A 15,194-nucleotide genomic window follows, 5' to 3' on the forward strand; every position below is an offset into this window, starting at 1 on the left:
ATTCTCGCAGCTAGGTCTTTTTTTGAAAAATAAGCGTATACTGTATACTTGAGGGCTAAACATTTTGCTGCTATTTCCAGTATATCTTTGAATGACTATATCCAATCGGGAGCTGATGGACATGACCGGTCAAGTTGAAGAAGCGATTAATCAAATGAAAAAGAAATTAGCCGAAAATAATCAGGTGATCGAAGTAAATGAAGATGGATTCATATACAAAGCCACTTGCACCTTCAATTCACCTGCTTCGGATGAACAAATTCATTCCTTTGAAAAGAAAACCGGACTGCTTCTGCCCGAGGATTATAAGGAGTTTTTAAAAATAACCAATGGATGCCGTCTGTTCGATAATGTGGAATCGGGCGGGGAAAATGATTTATACAGCCTGGATGATATTATTAATTACACATATGAAAATTCCTACGAGGGATGCTATAAAGTGGCCTGCATTTATCAAGATAATATCGTCATCGATGGGGAAGCTGTCGCCAAAGGTGATAAGGAGTATTTAATGGTAAAAGGCCATATCGATGATTTTGAAGAAGGCGAGAAACTCCACATGGGTTTTGCCGAATGGATCGAGCAATTCATTTCCCATCAAGGTGAGAAGTTTTGGGATAAAGGTTGATTGCTCAAAAAAAATGATAATCCACCCGTTATTTGCTCAAACTAGACAAGATGATTCCGAATCATCCAAATGAGATGCGAAGGAGAGGGTTTGAATGGCAACCAGACAATCCGTCGATCATTTTTTAGAGCAATGTGAAGGTGCTCTCCATTTTGCAGAGTTTGAATTTAACGAGGCCTCACGGCAGGAGCATTATGATGATGAACAATTTCAAAATTCGCAAAGGTATATCGAAGAGGCTTTGACGGATATGGAACGATTGTATGCCAGTTCGAATGACCAGCAACGGGAAATGCTTTCGCGGATGAAGCAGCAGTTGAATCAATTGAGGAATGAAATGACTTTACTGCGACATTAAATGGAAGCAAGGGAGCTATGAATGAATAGCTCCCTTTTTTGCACGATTTTTCTTGAATTCGCATATATAATGAAAAACCTGTCGATAATGTTTATGTACGGCTATTGCAATTATCGTTGAAATTGACTAGAATGTAATAAAATCCAATATTCTCATAAAGACTATGATGAGGAATAGTAGCGGTTTAAACCAGTAAAGAGAGTTGACGGGTGGTGCAAGTCAACCTGGGATGGTCGTGAACTCGCCTTGGAGTCCCGGGTGTGAAGGTGAAAAGTAATGCCTGGCGTTTTAATCCATGTTACGGATATTTTAAGCTGGGCGGATTTTAGCTATCGCCAATGTGGGTGGTACCGCGGGAAGATATACATAATCCTCTCGTCCCTATTTTGGGATGAGGGGTTTTTTATTGTTTTTTTATACGGAAATTAGGAGGAAATCATATGAGTTTTGACCATAGGAGCATAGAAACGAAATGGCAAAAGTATTGGGAAGGCAATAAGACATTCAAGACGGGTGAAGAAAGCGGCAAACGCAAATTCTACGCGCTGGATATGTTCCCATATCCTTCAGGGGCAGGTCTTCATGTGGGGCACCCGGAAGGTTATACGGCAAGCGATATCCTGGCACGGATGAAACGGGCGCAGGGGTATAATGTATTGCATCCGATCGGCTGGGACGCTTTTGGACTTCCGGCAGAGCAATATGCGATCGATACGGGAAATGATCCAGCCGAATTCACGGAGCACAACATCAACACGTTCCGCCGCCAAATCAAAGCCCTAGGTTTTTCTTATGACTGGGATCGCGAAATAAACACGACAGATCCCGACTATTACAAATGGACGCAGTGGATCTTCTTGAAATTATATGAAAAGGGCCTTGCATATATTGATGAAGTTGCCGTTAACTGGTGTCCGGCACTTGGCACGGTATTGGCTAATGAAGAAGTCATCGATGGGAAAAGTGAGCGTGGGGGCCATCCGGTTGAGCGCCGCCCGATGAAACAGTGGATGCTTCGTATCACTGCGTATGCAGACCGCTTGATCGACGATTTGAACGATGTGGATTGGCCGGAAAACATCAAGGATATGCAGCGTAACTGGATTGGCCGTTCCGAGGGAGCGGAGGTTACATTCAATATCGATGGCTTTGAAGAAACATTCACGGTGTTCACGACTCGTCCGGATACGTTATTCGGTGCAACATATGCCGTATTGGCACCTGAACATCAGTTTGTCGATAAGATTACGTCGACTGATCAAAGAGCGGCGGTTGAAGCCTATTTAGATGAGGTGAAACATAAAAGCGACTTGGAAAGAACAGACTTGGCCAAGGATAAATCAGGCGTATTCACAGGGGCTTATGCCATTAACCCGGTAAATGGCGAAAAAATGCCGATCTGGATTGCCGATTACGTGTTGATCAGCTATGGAACAGGTGCGATCATGGCCGTTCCTGCCCATGATGAGCGTGATTATGAATTTGCAGTCAAGTTCAACTTGCCGATCAAGGAAGTGGTAGCTGGCGGAGATGTGACAAGTGAAGCATATACAGGCGATGGTCTTCATGTGAATTCGGAATTCCTTGATGGATTGAATAAAGAAGAAGGCATTTCAACCATGATCAAATGGCTGGAAGAAAAAGAAATCGGTACGAAGAAAATAACATACCGTCTTCGCGACTGGTTATTCAGCCGTCAGCGTTACTGGGGTGAACCGATTCCAATCATTCATTGGGAAGATGGCACGATGTCTGCAGTGAAGGAAGAAGATCTTCCATTGATTTTACCGAAAGCTACGGACATCAAGCCTTCAGGTACAGGCGAATCACCACTTGCAAACATATCGGAATGGGTGAATGTAACGGATGAAAATGGAAGAAAAGGGCGCCGTGAGACAAACACGATGCCACAATGGGCAGGCAGCAGCTGGTACTTCCTTCGTTATATCGATCCGGACAACAAGGAAGCACTTGCAGATCCTGAAAAATTAAAAGAATGGATGCCGGTCGACATTTATATTGGCGGCGCTGAGCATGCGGTGCTTCACTTGCTTTACGCTCGTTTCTGGCATAAATTCCTGTACGATATCGGTGTCGTGCCAACGAAGGAGCCATTCCAAAACCTATTTAACCAAGGAATGATCCTTGGCGAGAATAATGAAAAAATGAGTAAATCAAAAGGGAATGTCGTGAACCCGGATGATATCGTTGAAAGCCATGGTGCCGATACACTTCGTATGTACGAAATGTTCATGGGGCCATTGGATGCTTCGATTGCCTGGTCCACAAACGGATTGGACGGTTCCCGCCGATTCCTTGACCGTATCTGGCGTTTATTAGTCAGCGATGACGGTACGATCACAGATAAGATGACCGAAACGGATGACACGGGCAAGCTTGAAAAAGTCTATCATCAAACGGTTAAAAAAGTGACCGAGAACTATGAGGAATTGAAATTCAATACGGCGATATCACAATTGATGGTATTCATTAATGATGCTTATAAAGCGGATTCGCTTCCTAAAGTATATATCGAAGGCTTCGTAAAGCTGCTTGCACCAGTTGCGCCTCACATTGCTGAGGAACTTTGGTCTAAACTGGGCCATTCCGAGAGCATCACGTACGGTACATGGCCGGCGTTCGACGAAGCTAAGTTAGTGGATAACGAAGTCGAAATCGTCATCCAAATCAACGGAAAAGTCAAAGCGAAATTAATGGTGCCGACTGACACTACGAGAGAAAAACTGGAAGAAATCGCGATGGGTGATGATTCCATCAAAGAACAAATCGATGGAAAAACCATTCGTAAAGTGATTGCCGTACCAGGCAAATTAGTCAATATCGTCGCAAACTAAATAAATCGATTGGAAGCTGTCCCGCATATTTTTACTGCTGGGGCAGCTTTTTTTTCGTGGGCAGGCAGAACATAGGGATTAGGTCATGTTAGGATTCTCACCGATTTAAATCTATTAGCGATCAATCTACCAATTAGGCTACTATCGTCATGAGAGGACCATCGGAACGCAAATATCTTGCTTAATTGGTTCATGAGAATCATTTTTTCAGCTCTATGGCCAAATAAATCAAGCATTTGACATAAAAAAGGGAAAAAATTGGTTGATAAAATTTTACAGTGTGATAGTTTGGTATAGTACTGTTATTTTTTAACCAATTATTGGAGGGAAAACCGTGAAATTTAAGAATGTGAGTCGAATTACGGCGTGTGTACTTATTTTTGCACTGATATTCAGCTTGATGGTTCCGCTAAATTCTCAAGCTGCAGCTGCAACGCCTATTGAAAATGTAAAAACGATTAAAAATGGGGACACTCTGGACGGAAAGTTTGAAAAACCGGATGTCCAATGGTACCAAATCAGTCCCACAACAGAAGAAGTACAAAAGTTCTCCCATATTGAGTTCGAAGTCAATTCGGACAAAATCTTGAATATCTCCGTATATCAAGATAAAGAAAAAGCAGAAAAGGATGAGAGCAATTATATTGTCTCTTCTTATCCTGATGAAAAAGCTGTAGTCGATTTCCCATATGCTTGGGAAGGAACATATTATGTTAAAGTTGAATATTTCGGCGATACGGATGATGAGGGAAATCCCATCCCGGATGCGGAAAATGTAGCTGAATACTCCATCAATGCTCATTCAGTGACATTGCCGCCATCTGCCGGGGACGAAGGGGAAGAGCTTGAATCTTGCCCGGTTGAACTGAGTGTAAAAGATAAGAAAACGGGAGAATCCATGTTGAAAACACTCCGCGTGTTTAGAGATGAAGTTCTCACGAAGTCGTCTGAGGGACGCACCCTTTCCTCTTTATACTATAAAGCTTCGCCATTCCTGGCTCTTCATCTTGCTGGTAATAAAACGGCAAGGGAAGCCGTTTATAATCACTTAGTGGAGATTAAGCCCCTTATTGAGGATCTTAATGAAAATGGAGCAAGCAGTACGGCAGTCATTAGCAACAAGCAGCAAGAGGCGATTAAGGCCTTATTCAATAAGTCGGCAGACGTCGCTCCGGCCGGATTGAAAAAGGATATGGACGCCATTGCAAAGAAAATCAATCTTGATAAGCTTGCAGGTGAGAGAATCATCGATATCGCAAGCAAAGCGGGAATCGAACTTCCTGCTTCGAAAAATGTAAAGAACAAATATATCGTCAAACTTAAACCTGGGAAGTCATTAAGCGCTGTCCAATCAAAGATAAGCGGAAAAGGATATGGAACATTATCAGCACCTAAGCAACAAGAGGTTCTGTATGATGATATGTATGTTTTAGAGTTAAAGAACCAATCTAAAATGAGTACAGCAGCTCTATCCGGTATCGAAAAGCTTCCGGAAGTGGAATATATCGAAGCGGTAAAAACGTACAAAGCACTTTCTGCCGACATTCAATCTCCGTATCAATGGTCTTTAGATAACGCCGGCGGGGAAGAAGGCATTAAGGGAGCGGACATCGATAACGAAAAACTGCAGAACCTTATTAAGAAACGTAATTTAAAGGATACGTTGGTAGCGGTTATCGACACAGGTGTCGATGATTCACTGGCGGATCTACAGAGTGTCGTTGAAATGGAGTCAGGTAAGAATTTCATCGATAAGAAAGAAAAAGCAATCGATGACAATGGCCATGGTACACATGTATCCGGAATCATCGCTGCCAAAGCCGATAATGGTTATTCTATGCAAGGAATCAATCCAGTAGCTAAAATCATGCCTGTGAAGGTCTTGGACTCTTCAGGGTTTGGAGACAATGAGAAGATTGCACTAGGCATTAAATATGCCGTGGATCATGGTGCAAAGGTCATAAACCTTAGCTTGGGCGGAGAATATAGCAGGACGATTGAATATGCCTTGAAACATGCCGCTGCCAAGAATGTAATGGTTGTCGTAGCAAGCGGTAATGATGGGATGGAAGGTCTTTCTTATCCTGCATCATCAAAATACGCTATATCAGTCGGTGCAACCAATGCCCTTGATTTAGTATCCGATTATTCCAATTATGGATCGAAGTTAGACATGGTCGCTCCAGGAACAGCCATCCCGAGCCTTGTGCCTAATGGGAATGTTACTTATATGGATGGTACATCAATGGCAGCTCCCCATGTTGCGGCAGCTACAGCTTTATTATTATCCGGAAACCCTGGGTTGAAAGTGAATGAAGTAAGGGAAATCCTTCATGAGACATCGGAATATGTCACTTTTGAAGAAGAAGATAATGTAGACCCTTATGAGGACTATGAACCGGAGGATGGAGAAATCATCATACCGGAAGAAGAACTTCCTGTCGGAAAAGATTTAGTATCAGGATACGGAAGATTGAATGCGTACAGTGCACTTAGTGCAGTGGATTTACAAGCTAAAGTCAATCTTGTGATGGATACGCAAACAAAACTTACTGGTTCAGCTAAAAAAGGATCAGTAATCGAAGTGAAAAGCGGAAACAAAACGCTCGGTAAAGGAACGGCGGCAGCTAACGGAACGTTCACCGTTACTATTCCGGTTCAAAAAGCTGCGCAGCAGCTTACTGTGAATATCTCTGATTCTTCAAAACTAGCAGTATCTTCAATCAAAGTATTCGTGAATAAGGGTGCAACCCCTAACAAGCCAACTGTTAAAGCTTTAAGTGACAAAGATACGTATGTAACGGGTCAATCGCAAGCAGACATGAAAATCTCGATCAAAAATAGCGCAAAAAAAGTGATTGGTTCAGGTAACACGGACAGCAAAGGGAATTTCAAAGTGAAAATCAGCAAGCAAAAGGCCGGCACTAAACTTTCAGTCACAGCTACAGACTTAGCAAAACGTGAAAGCAAGGCGGCAACCGTGACTGTTCTCGATAAAACCGCTCCAGATGCACCGAAAGTGAATGAAGTAAGCGACAAAGCTACTTCAGTAACTGGTAAAGCGGAAATCGGTTCAACCGTTACCGTGAAGCACAGCAATAAAAACATCGGAACAGCAACCGCTGATAGTAAGGGGAACTTCTCCATTAAAATCAGCAAGAAAAAAGCAGGCTCCGCATTATACGTCTCAGCAAAAGACAAAGCGGGCAATACAGGAAAAGCAGCAAAAGTAACGGTTAAAGATAAAACGGCTCCAGGTGCACCGAAAGTGAATGAAGTAAACGATAAAGCAACAAAAGTAACAGGTAAAGCGGAAATCGGTTCAACCGTTACCGTGAAGTACAGCAATAAAAACATCGGAACGGCAAAAGCTGATGGTAAGGGGAACTTCTCCATCAAAATCAGCAAGAAAAAAGCAGGGTCCGCATTATATGTCTCAGCAAAAGACAAAGCGGGCAATACAGGAAAAGCAGCAAAAGTAACCGTTAAAAAATCTAAATAAATAGTAGGTGAAGGCCGTTTAACTACATGTTAAACGGCCTTTTTTTGTGTGGAAACGAATGAAAACACCGCTCGATGATGCCCGGTGTTTTTGCTATGAGCATGTCTTTTGGCAAGCTTTATTTAAGAGTATTCACCTGTGCGTTGTCATTGCATGATGTCAGATATGGAGTTTCGCGTTTTAATTCTGAAATAAAACCTTCGCCTTTTTCTTGTACTATAAATCTTTATTAGAGAAAAGGAGAAGAGAGAGAATAAAAGTTAAAGTGCAGTAATACCTAAATTCAGGAGGAAATAAATGAAAAAAGGAAGAGTGATAACATTAGGTGCAATGTTAGCTTGCTTAATTGGTTTAGGAACGCTTTCAGTTGAGGTTGGGTATGATCGTTTGGGGAAACTTCCTACTTAAATCCAAATCTCTTACTATGTGCTATAAATGTTAACATTAACTGTTTTATGCATTATAAGAATCAATCTTTTATAACTGATTCCTTATTTCAAATGTATATACCGAGGGCGGGATTTTCGAGGGTCCATATATCCGCCGGTTATTTGATGTCCGAGAGAGCTCGCAATGACTACTGCTGCAAAGAGGAGGATGATTTTCTTCAAATTAATGATCTTCTTTCCGTTTTATTATTTTTAAAGATTACACCCAAATACCTCTTCCTTCAACCCCTTTTTAAAATGTAGAAAAATTTACTTCATTAAAACTTTCCATACCCCATATTTTGGACTTGCTCATATATCCAATGAGAAAATCATTGCTTGGGAATTTCACTTCATCAATTTGATCGCCAACCCTTATTTGAATCTTCAAATGCCTCATGAAATCATAGAATTTTGTAGGAGTGCTAAAACAAACTATGCAGGGGCAAGTTCGGTTCAACCTGCCTCTGCATTTGTCAGCTCATTTAGTGAATTCACTTCTCAGGAGGTAGACAACATCGTATTCCTTCAACTCGTCCATATGGCCATCACTATCACCATAAAAATCAGTGGAAAGTGAACGTATGCCTTCATTTCCGCTTGAGTAACATATACTCGCCAATGCAAGCTTGTTTGTGCTGTTTATTTTGAGTTTGCCAGCACTGCCCCATACGCTGGAATCCATTTCATCAATGGTTTCAGGATAAGTAACTGTATCCGTACCATTATCGTTTTGAATGCTGATGTTGAACATCGATTGTTTTTGATCATCATCCGTTTTGGATGTGGTGAAGATGATCGTCCCATTCTTTTCAACCCCAGTTGTCATGCGTCCCATTTCAGATTCGACAAGTTTACCAAATTTATATTTTTCGACCCAGACGGACATCTCCTTGTATGTATCATCAACATTGAAATCGATAAGAAAGGAATGTTCACTTGAATTCTCGAGGATGGCCTTTTCCCTTGCTGTCAGCTCAGGAACTGAAAGGTTATTCTCGGATTTTGAATCATCAGCCTTACAGGCAACTAAAGAAAATGAGAGCAGGGAAAGGATGATGGATAAAAAGGTCTTTTTCATGAATTTCACCTCTTGAATAATATTCACCTAATTTAAACCAATTCTTATATATTATAACATTATAATAAAAAACGGAATCGGAACGAGGCAAAAAGGCAAGCAATCGGTATGCTTGCCTTTTTTTGCATTTAGAATGGCTGGGAAAGTTCCTTATTGGCAACATCGACGTCATTTTGCAGCAATTGGTTCAAGTCGTAAGCAGGATAGAGGCTTCTTTCATAAAGGTAGTTGAAAATCTTGGCATGGGTATCTATGGCTCCATTTAAATGTTTCTTAAATACTTTTCGAAGGGAAGGGGTGGCTGTTTCCGTAATCGCCAGTGCGTAATTTTTGATCGATGATTTGGCAAAGCCCAGCAATTCCCCGGCAGCAGCTGCCGATGCGTCATCCCTTGATACATCGTCATCTCGGTGCGTTTTAGGCGTCAATGGGTAAAATTGCAGCAGCTCCATAATGTTTTGGGTAAGGGTATGGATCGTTTGCTTATAAATCGTTTTTAGAATTGGGTCTTTTATTTTTGGATAAGCTTTTTTAAATTTCATAAGGGCATTGGACTGGGCGGCGACCAACTCATGAAGCTCGAGTGTTTCATGCCAAGCAAGATGTGAATGGGTGGGTTGCATTTAAATTCCTCCTGAACGAATAATCTTGATACATTATTCGTTCAGTGGGCTATAGGCAAGTTGTTTAGTGAAATACTTATGGGAAGAGCTGTCCCATCTACGATTCACATTAACAGTTTAGAAGGCCATGTTTTATTGATATTGCTCGAGAACAGAGAAGAACTTTTTGGCAAATTGGTAAAAAAGTTTTTCTGATGGAGCCAAGTCCCTGTTTTTAGGAGTGATGATGCCGACAGTCCGTTTGACTTCGGGTGTATCGATCGGGATCTTGACAGTCAGTCTTGGAATGACTTCATAAAAAGTACTGTCAGGGAGCAGACTGACTCCGATTCCGGCAGAAACGAGCCCTTTTATGGAATCCATGTCTTCACCTTCCGAGGCGATATTCGGTGCGAAACCGGCTGCTTTGCACGCTTCGAGTGCGATAGTGTGAAAGATGTATCCTTTGGGAAACAAGACGAAGGGATCATTTCGTAAATCACTTAGGCGCAGACTCTTTCTTTCAGCCAATGGGTGAGTTATTGGCAGTAAAGCGGATATGTTTTCCGTGAACAGGATATGACCTTCGATATCTGGATCGTTTGTCGGAATCGGTCCAAGGAAGGCTAATCCGATTTCGCGATTTTTGACAGCTTCCTTTAAAGAGGAATAAGATCCCTGTCTTAAGTGGAAGCCGATATTTGGCTGCTCATCTTTAAAAGCGGAAATGACGGTAGGCAGTAAATGGGTGGAAAGGCTGGTCGGGAACCCGATTTTAATGCTTCCGTGTTCAGGGTCCAAAAACTCCTCAATTTGATATTTGGCATATTCAATCGCCTGTATCGCCGTTTTGGCATGAATCAAGAAAATTTTACCAATTGGAGTTAATTGGATATTCCGGCCGATTTTCTCGAACAAAAGAACGCCAAGTTCATCTTCCAATCTGGATATTTGCCGGCTGATTGCTGATTGTGCGATATGCAGGTGCTCTGCGGCTTCTGAGACGTGTTCTCTCTCGGCGACTTCAACAAAATAACGTAATTGTCGTAGTTCCATTTATTCATCCTCCTGCCATTCATCTCAAATTGAGATGGATTCTACTAGAATTATATATTGTTTATATCGATTTGAAAACCTAGAATAAATGTAAGTGACATAACGGTGTAAGAATACGATGGGGGCGATTAATATGACATACAATCAAATACCAAAAGCACAAGGGCTCTACCATCCTGAATTTGAACATGATGCATGTGGGATCGGTTTATACGCTCATTTAAAAGGGCTTGCTACACATGACATCGTCAAACAAGGACTGAATATGCTGTGCCAATTAGATCATCGCGGCGGACAAGGCAGCGATCCCCTTACAGGAGATGGCGCAGGATTAATGGTACAGATTCCTGATGAATATTTCAGGCTGGCATGCCCGGAAATGAACTTGCCGGCAAAAGGACGCTATGGTGTAGGCATGCTCTTTTTCTCTAACAATGATGATGAACGGAATGAAATCGAAGCTCGTTTGAATGCATTTATCGAACAAGAAGGCCAAACGTTATTAGGCTGGAGAACGGTTCCTGTTGATGCAACGAAAATCGGGGAGGTCGGCAAGGAGACATGTCCGACGATTCGCCAAGTATTCATCGGGGCAAGCGAAGGGATGACTGATGATTTAGCTTTTGAGCGTAAATTGTTCATTATCAGAAAACAAGCTGAAAACTGGGCTCGTGAACGCGGCAATCGTTTTTATTTTGCCAGCCTTTCAAGTGCTACGATCGTTTACAAAGGATTGTTGACGCCTGAGCAGGTGGATGCTTTTTATCTTGACCTTCAACAGGAGTCCTTCGTTTCGGCTTTCGCTTTAGTGCATTCCCGCTTCAGCACGAATACTTTTCCTAGTTGGGAACGGGCACATCCAAACCGTTACCTGATCCATAATGGCGAAATCAATACGCTTAGAGGTAATGTGAATTGGATGAAAGCGCGTGAGCAGCAGTTTGTTTCGGAAGCATTCGGGGATGACCTGCAAAAGGTACTGCCTATTCTGGATATAGACGGCAGTGATTCCTCGATTCTTGATAATGCACTTGAATTCTTCGTGCTTGCCGGGCGTAAACCGGCACATGCGGCGATGATGCTCATCCCCGAACCGTGGACGGAAAATCCGCATATGACGAAAGAAAAGAAGGCATTTTACGAATATCATAGCATGCTCATGGAGCCATGGGATGGTCCGACGGCCATATCCTTTACGAATGGCAAGCAAATCGGTGCCATCCTGGATCGAAATGGTTTAAGGCCGGCAAGGTATTATGTGACAAAAGATGATTACATCATTTTCTCCTCTGAAGTCGGCGTGATCGATGTGGAGCCGGAGAATGTATTATATAAAGATCGTTTAAGCCCTGGCAGAATGCTTTTAATAGATTTAGAGGAAGGCCGTATTGTTTCCGATGAAGAGATCAAGTCGGAAATGGCTCAGGAAAATCCATACCAGCAATGGCTGGACGAACAGCTTGTACAATTAAGTGACGAAGAACCTGTGCTCGAAGGGGAGCCATTGAGTGATTTGTTATTCAGGCAAAAAGCGTTTGGATACACGTATGAAGATGTCCAAAAGTATTTACTGCCGGTCATTAACGAAGGAAAAGATCCACTGGGCAGCATGGGGAATGACATTCCGTTAGCGGTCTTATCAGATCGCCCGCAATCGCTATTCAACTATTTCAAGCAATCCTTTGCACAGGTAACCAACCCGCCAATCGATTCGCTTCGTGAACAGATCGTCACGTCAACGATGACATTCCTCGGTGCGGAAGGAGATTTGCTGAAACCGGATGAAACGAACAGCCGCCGCATTCAATTGGATTCACCTGTTTTGACGCCAGGTCAAATGCAGCAGTTGAAAGAAAACGCCTATCCTGAATTCAGGAGCAAAGTCATTCACACTTTATTTTCAGAAGATTTAGAGAGCGAACTTGATCGCATCTGCCGTGAAGCGGAACAAGCAATCGCTGATGGTATCAGCCTTTTGATTTTATCTGACAAGGATATGAGTAAGGAAAAGGCTGCGATTCCTTCCCTGCTGGCTGCGAGCGCCCTTCATCAAGAGCTGATTCGTCATGGGAACCGTACGAAAGTGAGCATTATCGTTGAATCGGGAGAAGCAAGGGAAGTCCATCATTATGCGTCCCTGATCGGGTATGGAGTGGATGCGATTTACCCGTACCTTGCTTATGAAACATATAAGCAGGCGGTATTGGAAGGCAGTTTGCCCATCAGCTACGAAGAAACGGTGAGGAAATATGTACGCTCGTTGACGGAAGGCATCGTAAAAGTGATGTCGAAAATGGGGATTTCAACGATTCAAAGTTATCGCGGAGCGCAAATTTTCGAAGCGGTCGGAATCGGTGCTGATGTGATTGAACGCTATTTCAGCGGTACGGCATCGCAGCTTAGTGGGATCGATTTGAAAACAATCGCAGATGAAGCGTTGATTCGTCATAGAAAAGCTGCTGCCGATTCACTTGACCAAACTCTTGAAAGCGGAAGTGATTTTCAATGGAGAAAAACAGGGGAACATCATGCTTTCAATCCGAAAACGATCCATACACTGCAATGGGCCTGCCGGAAAGGCGATTATAATTTATTTAAGCAATATTCCAACTTGGCGAATGAAGAGAGACTCGGGTTTTTACGGAATTTATTCTCGTTCGATCAAAAACGCCAAAGCATTTCAATAGATGAAGTGGAATCCGTGGAATCCATCGTCAGCCGATTCAAAACCGGTGCGATGTCATTCGGTTCTTTGAGTCAGGAAGCACATGAAACATTAGCGATTGCGATGAACCGTTTAGGCGGAAAAAGCAATAGCGGTGAAGGCGGGGAACACCCTAGCCGTTACCAACTGGATGAAAACGGCGATGACCGCCGCAGCGGTATTAAACAAATTGCGTCCGGTCGTTTTGGAGTGAAAAGCCATTACCTTGTTAATGCCGATGAACTTCAAATCAAAATGGCGCAAGGTGCAAAGCCGGGTGAAGGCGGCCAGCTGCCTGGAAACAAAGTATACCCTTGGGTCGCAGAGGTCCGTGGTTCCACACCGGGTGTCGGCCTGATTTCACCGCCTCCGCATCATGATATCTATTCGATTGAAGATCTGGCACAGCTGATCCATGATTTGAAAAATGCGAACCGTGATGCCAGAATCAGCGTCAAGCTTGTGTCAAAAGCAGGCGTAGGCACGATTGCAGCCGGTGTGGCCAAAGGAGCCGCAGATGTCATCGTTATCAGCGGGTATGATGGCGGTACGGGTGCATCACCAAAAACGAGTATCAAACATACTGGTCTTCCTTGGGAGCTGGGACTTGCCGAAGCACACCAAACATTGATGCTGAATGGCCTGCGCAGCCGTGTAGTCCTTGAAACGGATGGAAAATTAATGACGGGACGCGATGTGGTCATGGCAGCTATCCTTGGAGCGGAAGAATTCGGCTTTGCTACAGCACCGCTTGTGGTCCTTGGCTGTGTGATGATGCGTGCTTGCCATTTGGATACATGTCCTGTCGGGGTAGCTACTCAAAACCCTGAGCTTCGCAGCAAATTCACTGGAGATCCGGATCATGTCGTTAATTTCATGCGCTTCATCGCTGAGGAAGTTCGGGAAACGATGGCTGAGCTTGGTTTTAGAACACTGGAAGAAATGGTCGGCCGCACTGACGTTTTACAAGTGAGCGAGCGGGCACAAAACCATTGGAAAGCGAAACATCTGGACTTGACGACACTACTTTTCCAACCGGAGGGGATACGTACGTATCAACTTCCTCAAAACCATAAAATAGAAGAATCCTTGGATATCTGTGAGATTTTACCTGTTGTGGAGCCTGCTTTAAATGATCAAACCCAGGTGGATGCCAGCTTCCCGATTACAAACGTGAACCGTGTGGTCGGAACGATTGTCGGCAGTGAAGTATCCAAACGCTATGGTGAAGAAGGGTTGCCTGAAGATACGATCACACTTCGTTTTACAGGATCGGCGGGCCAGAGCTTCGGTGCGTTCATTCCAAAAGGGATGTCGATGTATTTGACAGGTGATGTCAATGACTATGTTGGGAAAGGCTTATCTGGCGGAAAAATCATTGTCACGGCACCTTCTGACAATCAAATCGAGGCCGGGGACAATGTAATTGCCGGAAATATCGCCTTATACGGTGCAACAAGCGGTGAGGCCTACATTAATGGCCGTGCGGGAGAACGATTTGCTGTACGGAACAGTGGAGTCAATGTCGTCGTTGAAGGAATTGGAGACCATGGCTGTGAGTATATGACAGGCGGACGCGTGGTCATTCTGGGCGACGTCGGCAAAAACTTTGCGGCAGGCATGTCAGGCGGCATCGCTTATGTACTTGCTGATGATGCGGAAGGATTCAAGGCATTATGCAATGGTGAAATGATAGAATTCGAGACGCTTGATAATATGGATGATGCAAACGAGGTAAAAGAAATGCTTTACAGCCACCTTCATTATACAGAAAGTGCCAAAGCATCGTATGTACTGGAGAACTGGGAGGATTTCGCTAAGAAATTTGTAAAAGTCATTCCGAAAGATTACAAACGGATGATCAAAAGCATCAATGAGCAGAAGCGTGCAGGGCTGACGGATGAAGAAGCGATCATGAGTGCATTTCAAGCAAATGCCGTTCAAGATAAAAAAATCACTAAACAAGCTGTGATGCAGTAA

Annotated in this window: 8 protein-coding genes and 1 other annotated feature; of the genes, 5 read left to right on the forward strand and 3 right to left on the reverse strand. The window is 43.4% G+C overall.

From position 1 onward, the window contains the following. Window positions 1-121 precede the first annotated feature (121 nt). From V3595_RS19495 to V3595_RS19510, 4 genes are all read left to right on the forward strand, one after another. Window positions 122-628 carry an SMI1/KNR4 family protein gene (locus V3595_RS19495; protein ID WP_063234889.1) on the forward strand — a complete coding sequence of 169 codons (507 nt, stop codon included), beginning with the start codon at window positions 122-124 and terminating at the stop codon, window positions 626-628. Between the two features lie 94 nt (window positions 629-722). After that, window positions 723-986, forward strand: coding sequence for a DUF2524 family protein (locus V3595_RS19500; RefSeq protein ID WP_101225556.1), 264 nt, complete (start codon window positions 723-725; stop codon window positions 984-986). 154 nt (window positions 987-1,140) lie between these two features. Continuing rightward, window positions 1,141-1,372 (forward strand) — a binding site (T-box leader). 54 nt (window positions 1,373-1,426) lie between these two features. Continuing rightward, window positions 1,427-3,841, forward strand: a complete 2,415-nt coding sequence (leuS, locus tag V3595_RS19505; protein WP_485908855.1) for a leucine--tRNA ligase — start codon at window positions 1,427-1,429, stop codon at window positions 3,839-3,841. Between the two features lie 334 nt (window positions 3,842-4,175). Further along, a complete protein-coding gene (locus tag V3595_RS19510) occupies window positions 4,176-7,343 on the forward strand; it encodes an Ig-like domain-containing protein (RefSeq protein WP_485908857.1) in 3,168 nt (1,055 codons plus the stop codon). A 909-nt stretch (window positions 7,344-8,252) separates the two neighbouring features. On the opposite strand, the gene V3595_RS19515 is transcribed toward V3595_RS19510, so the two are convergent. From V3595_RS19515 to gltC, 3 genes are all read right to left on the reverse strand, one after another. Next, window positions 8,253-8,852 (reverse strand): hypothetical protein, encoded by a 600-nt coding sequence (locus V3595_RS19515; protein WP_485908859.1) that lies wholly within the window; start codon window positions 8,850-8,852, stop codon window positions 8,253-8,255. Between the two features lie 128 nt (window positions 8,853-8,980). Then, window positions 8,981-9,475 carry a spore coat protein gene (locus V3595_RS19520; RefSeq protein WP_485908861.1) on the reverse strand — a complete coding sequence of 165 codons (495 nt, stop codon included), beginning with the start codon at window positions 9,473-9,475 and terminating at the stop codon, window positions 8,981-8,983. Window positions 9,476-9,607: 132 nt separating this feature from the next. Next, entirely contained in the window at window positions 9,608-10,510 is a 903-nt protein-coding gene (gene gltC, locus V3595_RS19525; protein WP_076370054.1) for a glutamate biosynthesis transcriptional regulator GltC, read from the reverse strand. Between the two features lie 133 nt (window positions 10,511-10,643). Here gltC and gltB point away from each other — a divergent pair, with 133 nt between their 5' ends. Next, on the forward strand, window positions 10,644-15,194 hold the full coding sequence (gene gltB / locus V3595_RS19530; protein ID WP_485908863.1) for a glutamate synthase large subunit: 4,551 nt from the start codon (window positions 10,644-10,646) through the stop codon (window positions 15,192-15,194).

It is taken from the genome of Bacillus sp. CFBP9009 (assembly GCF_036541465.1).
Lineage (GTDB): Bacteria > Bacillota > Bacilli > Bacillales > DSM-1321 > Peribacillus.

Coding starts and splice junctions, on each gene's coding strand:
- V3595_RS19495 (WP_063234889.1), top strand. CDS start 122: ATGACCGGTCAAGTTGAAGAAGCGATTAATCAAATGAAAAAGAAATTA.
- V3595_RS19500 (WP_101225556.1), top strand. CDS start 723: ATGGCAACCAGACAATCCGTCGATCATTTTTTAGAGCAATGTGAAGGT.
- leuS (WP_485908855.1), top strand. CDS start 1,427: ATGAGTTTTGACCATAGGAGCATAGAAACGAAATGGCAAAAGTATTGG.
- V3595_RS19515 (WP_485908859.1), bottom strand. CDS start 8,852: ATGAAAAAGACCTTTTTATCCATCATCCTTTCCCTGCTCTCATTTTCT.
- V3595_RS19520 (WP_485908861.1), bottom strand. CDS start 9,475: ATGCAACCCACCCATTCACATCTTGCTTGGCATGAAACACTCGAGCTT.
- gltC (WP_076370054.1), bottom strand. CDS start 10,510: ATGGAACTACGACAATTACGTTATTTTGTTGAAGTCGCCGAGAGAGAA.
- gltB (WP_485908863.1), top strand. CDS start 10,644: ATGACATACAATCAAATACCAAAAGCACAAGGGCTCTACCATCCTGAA.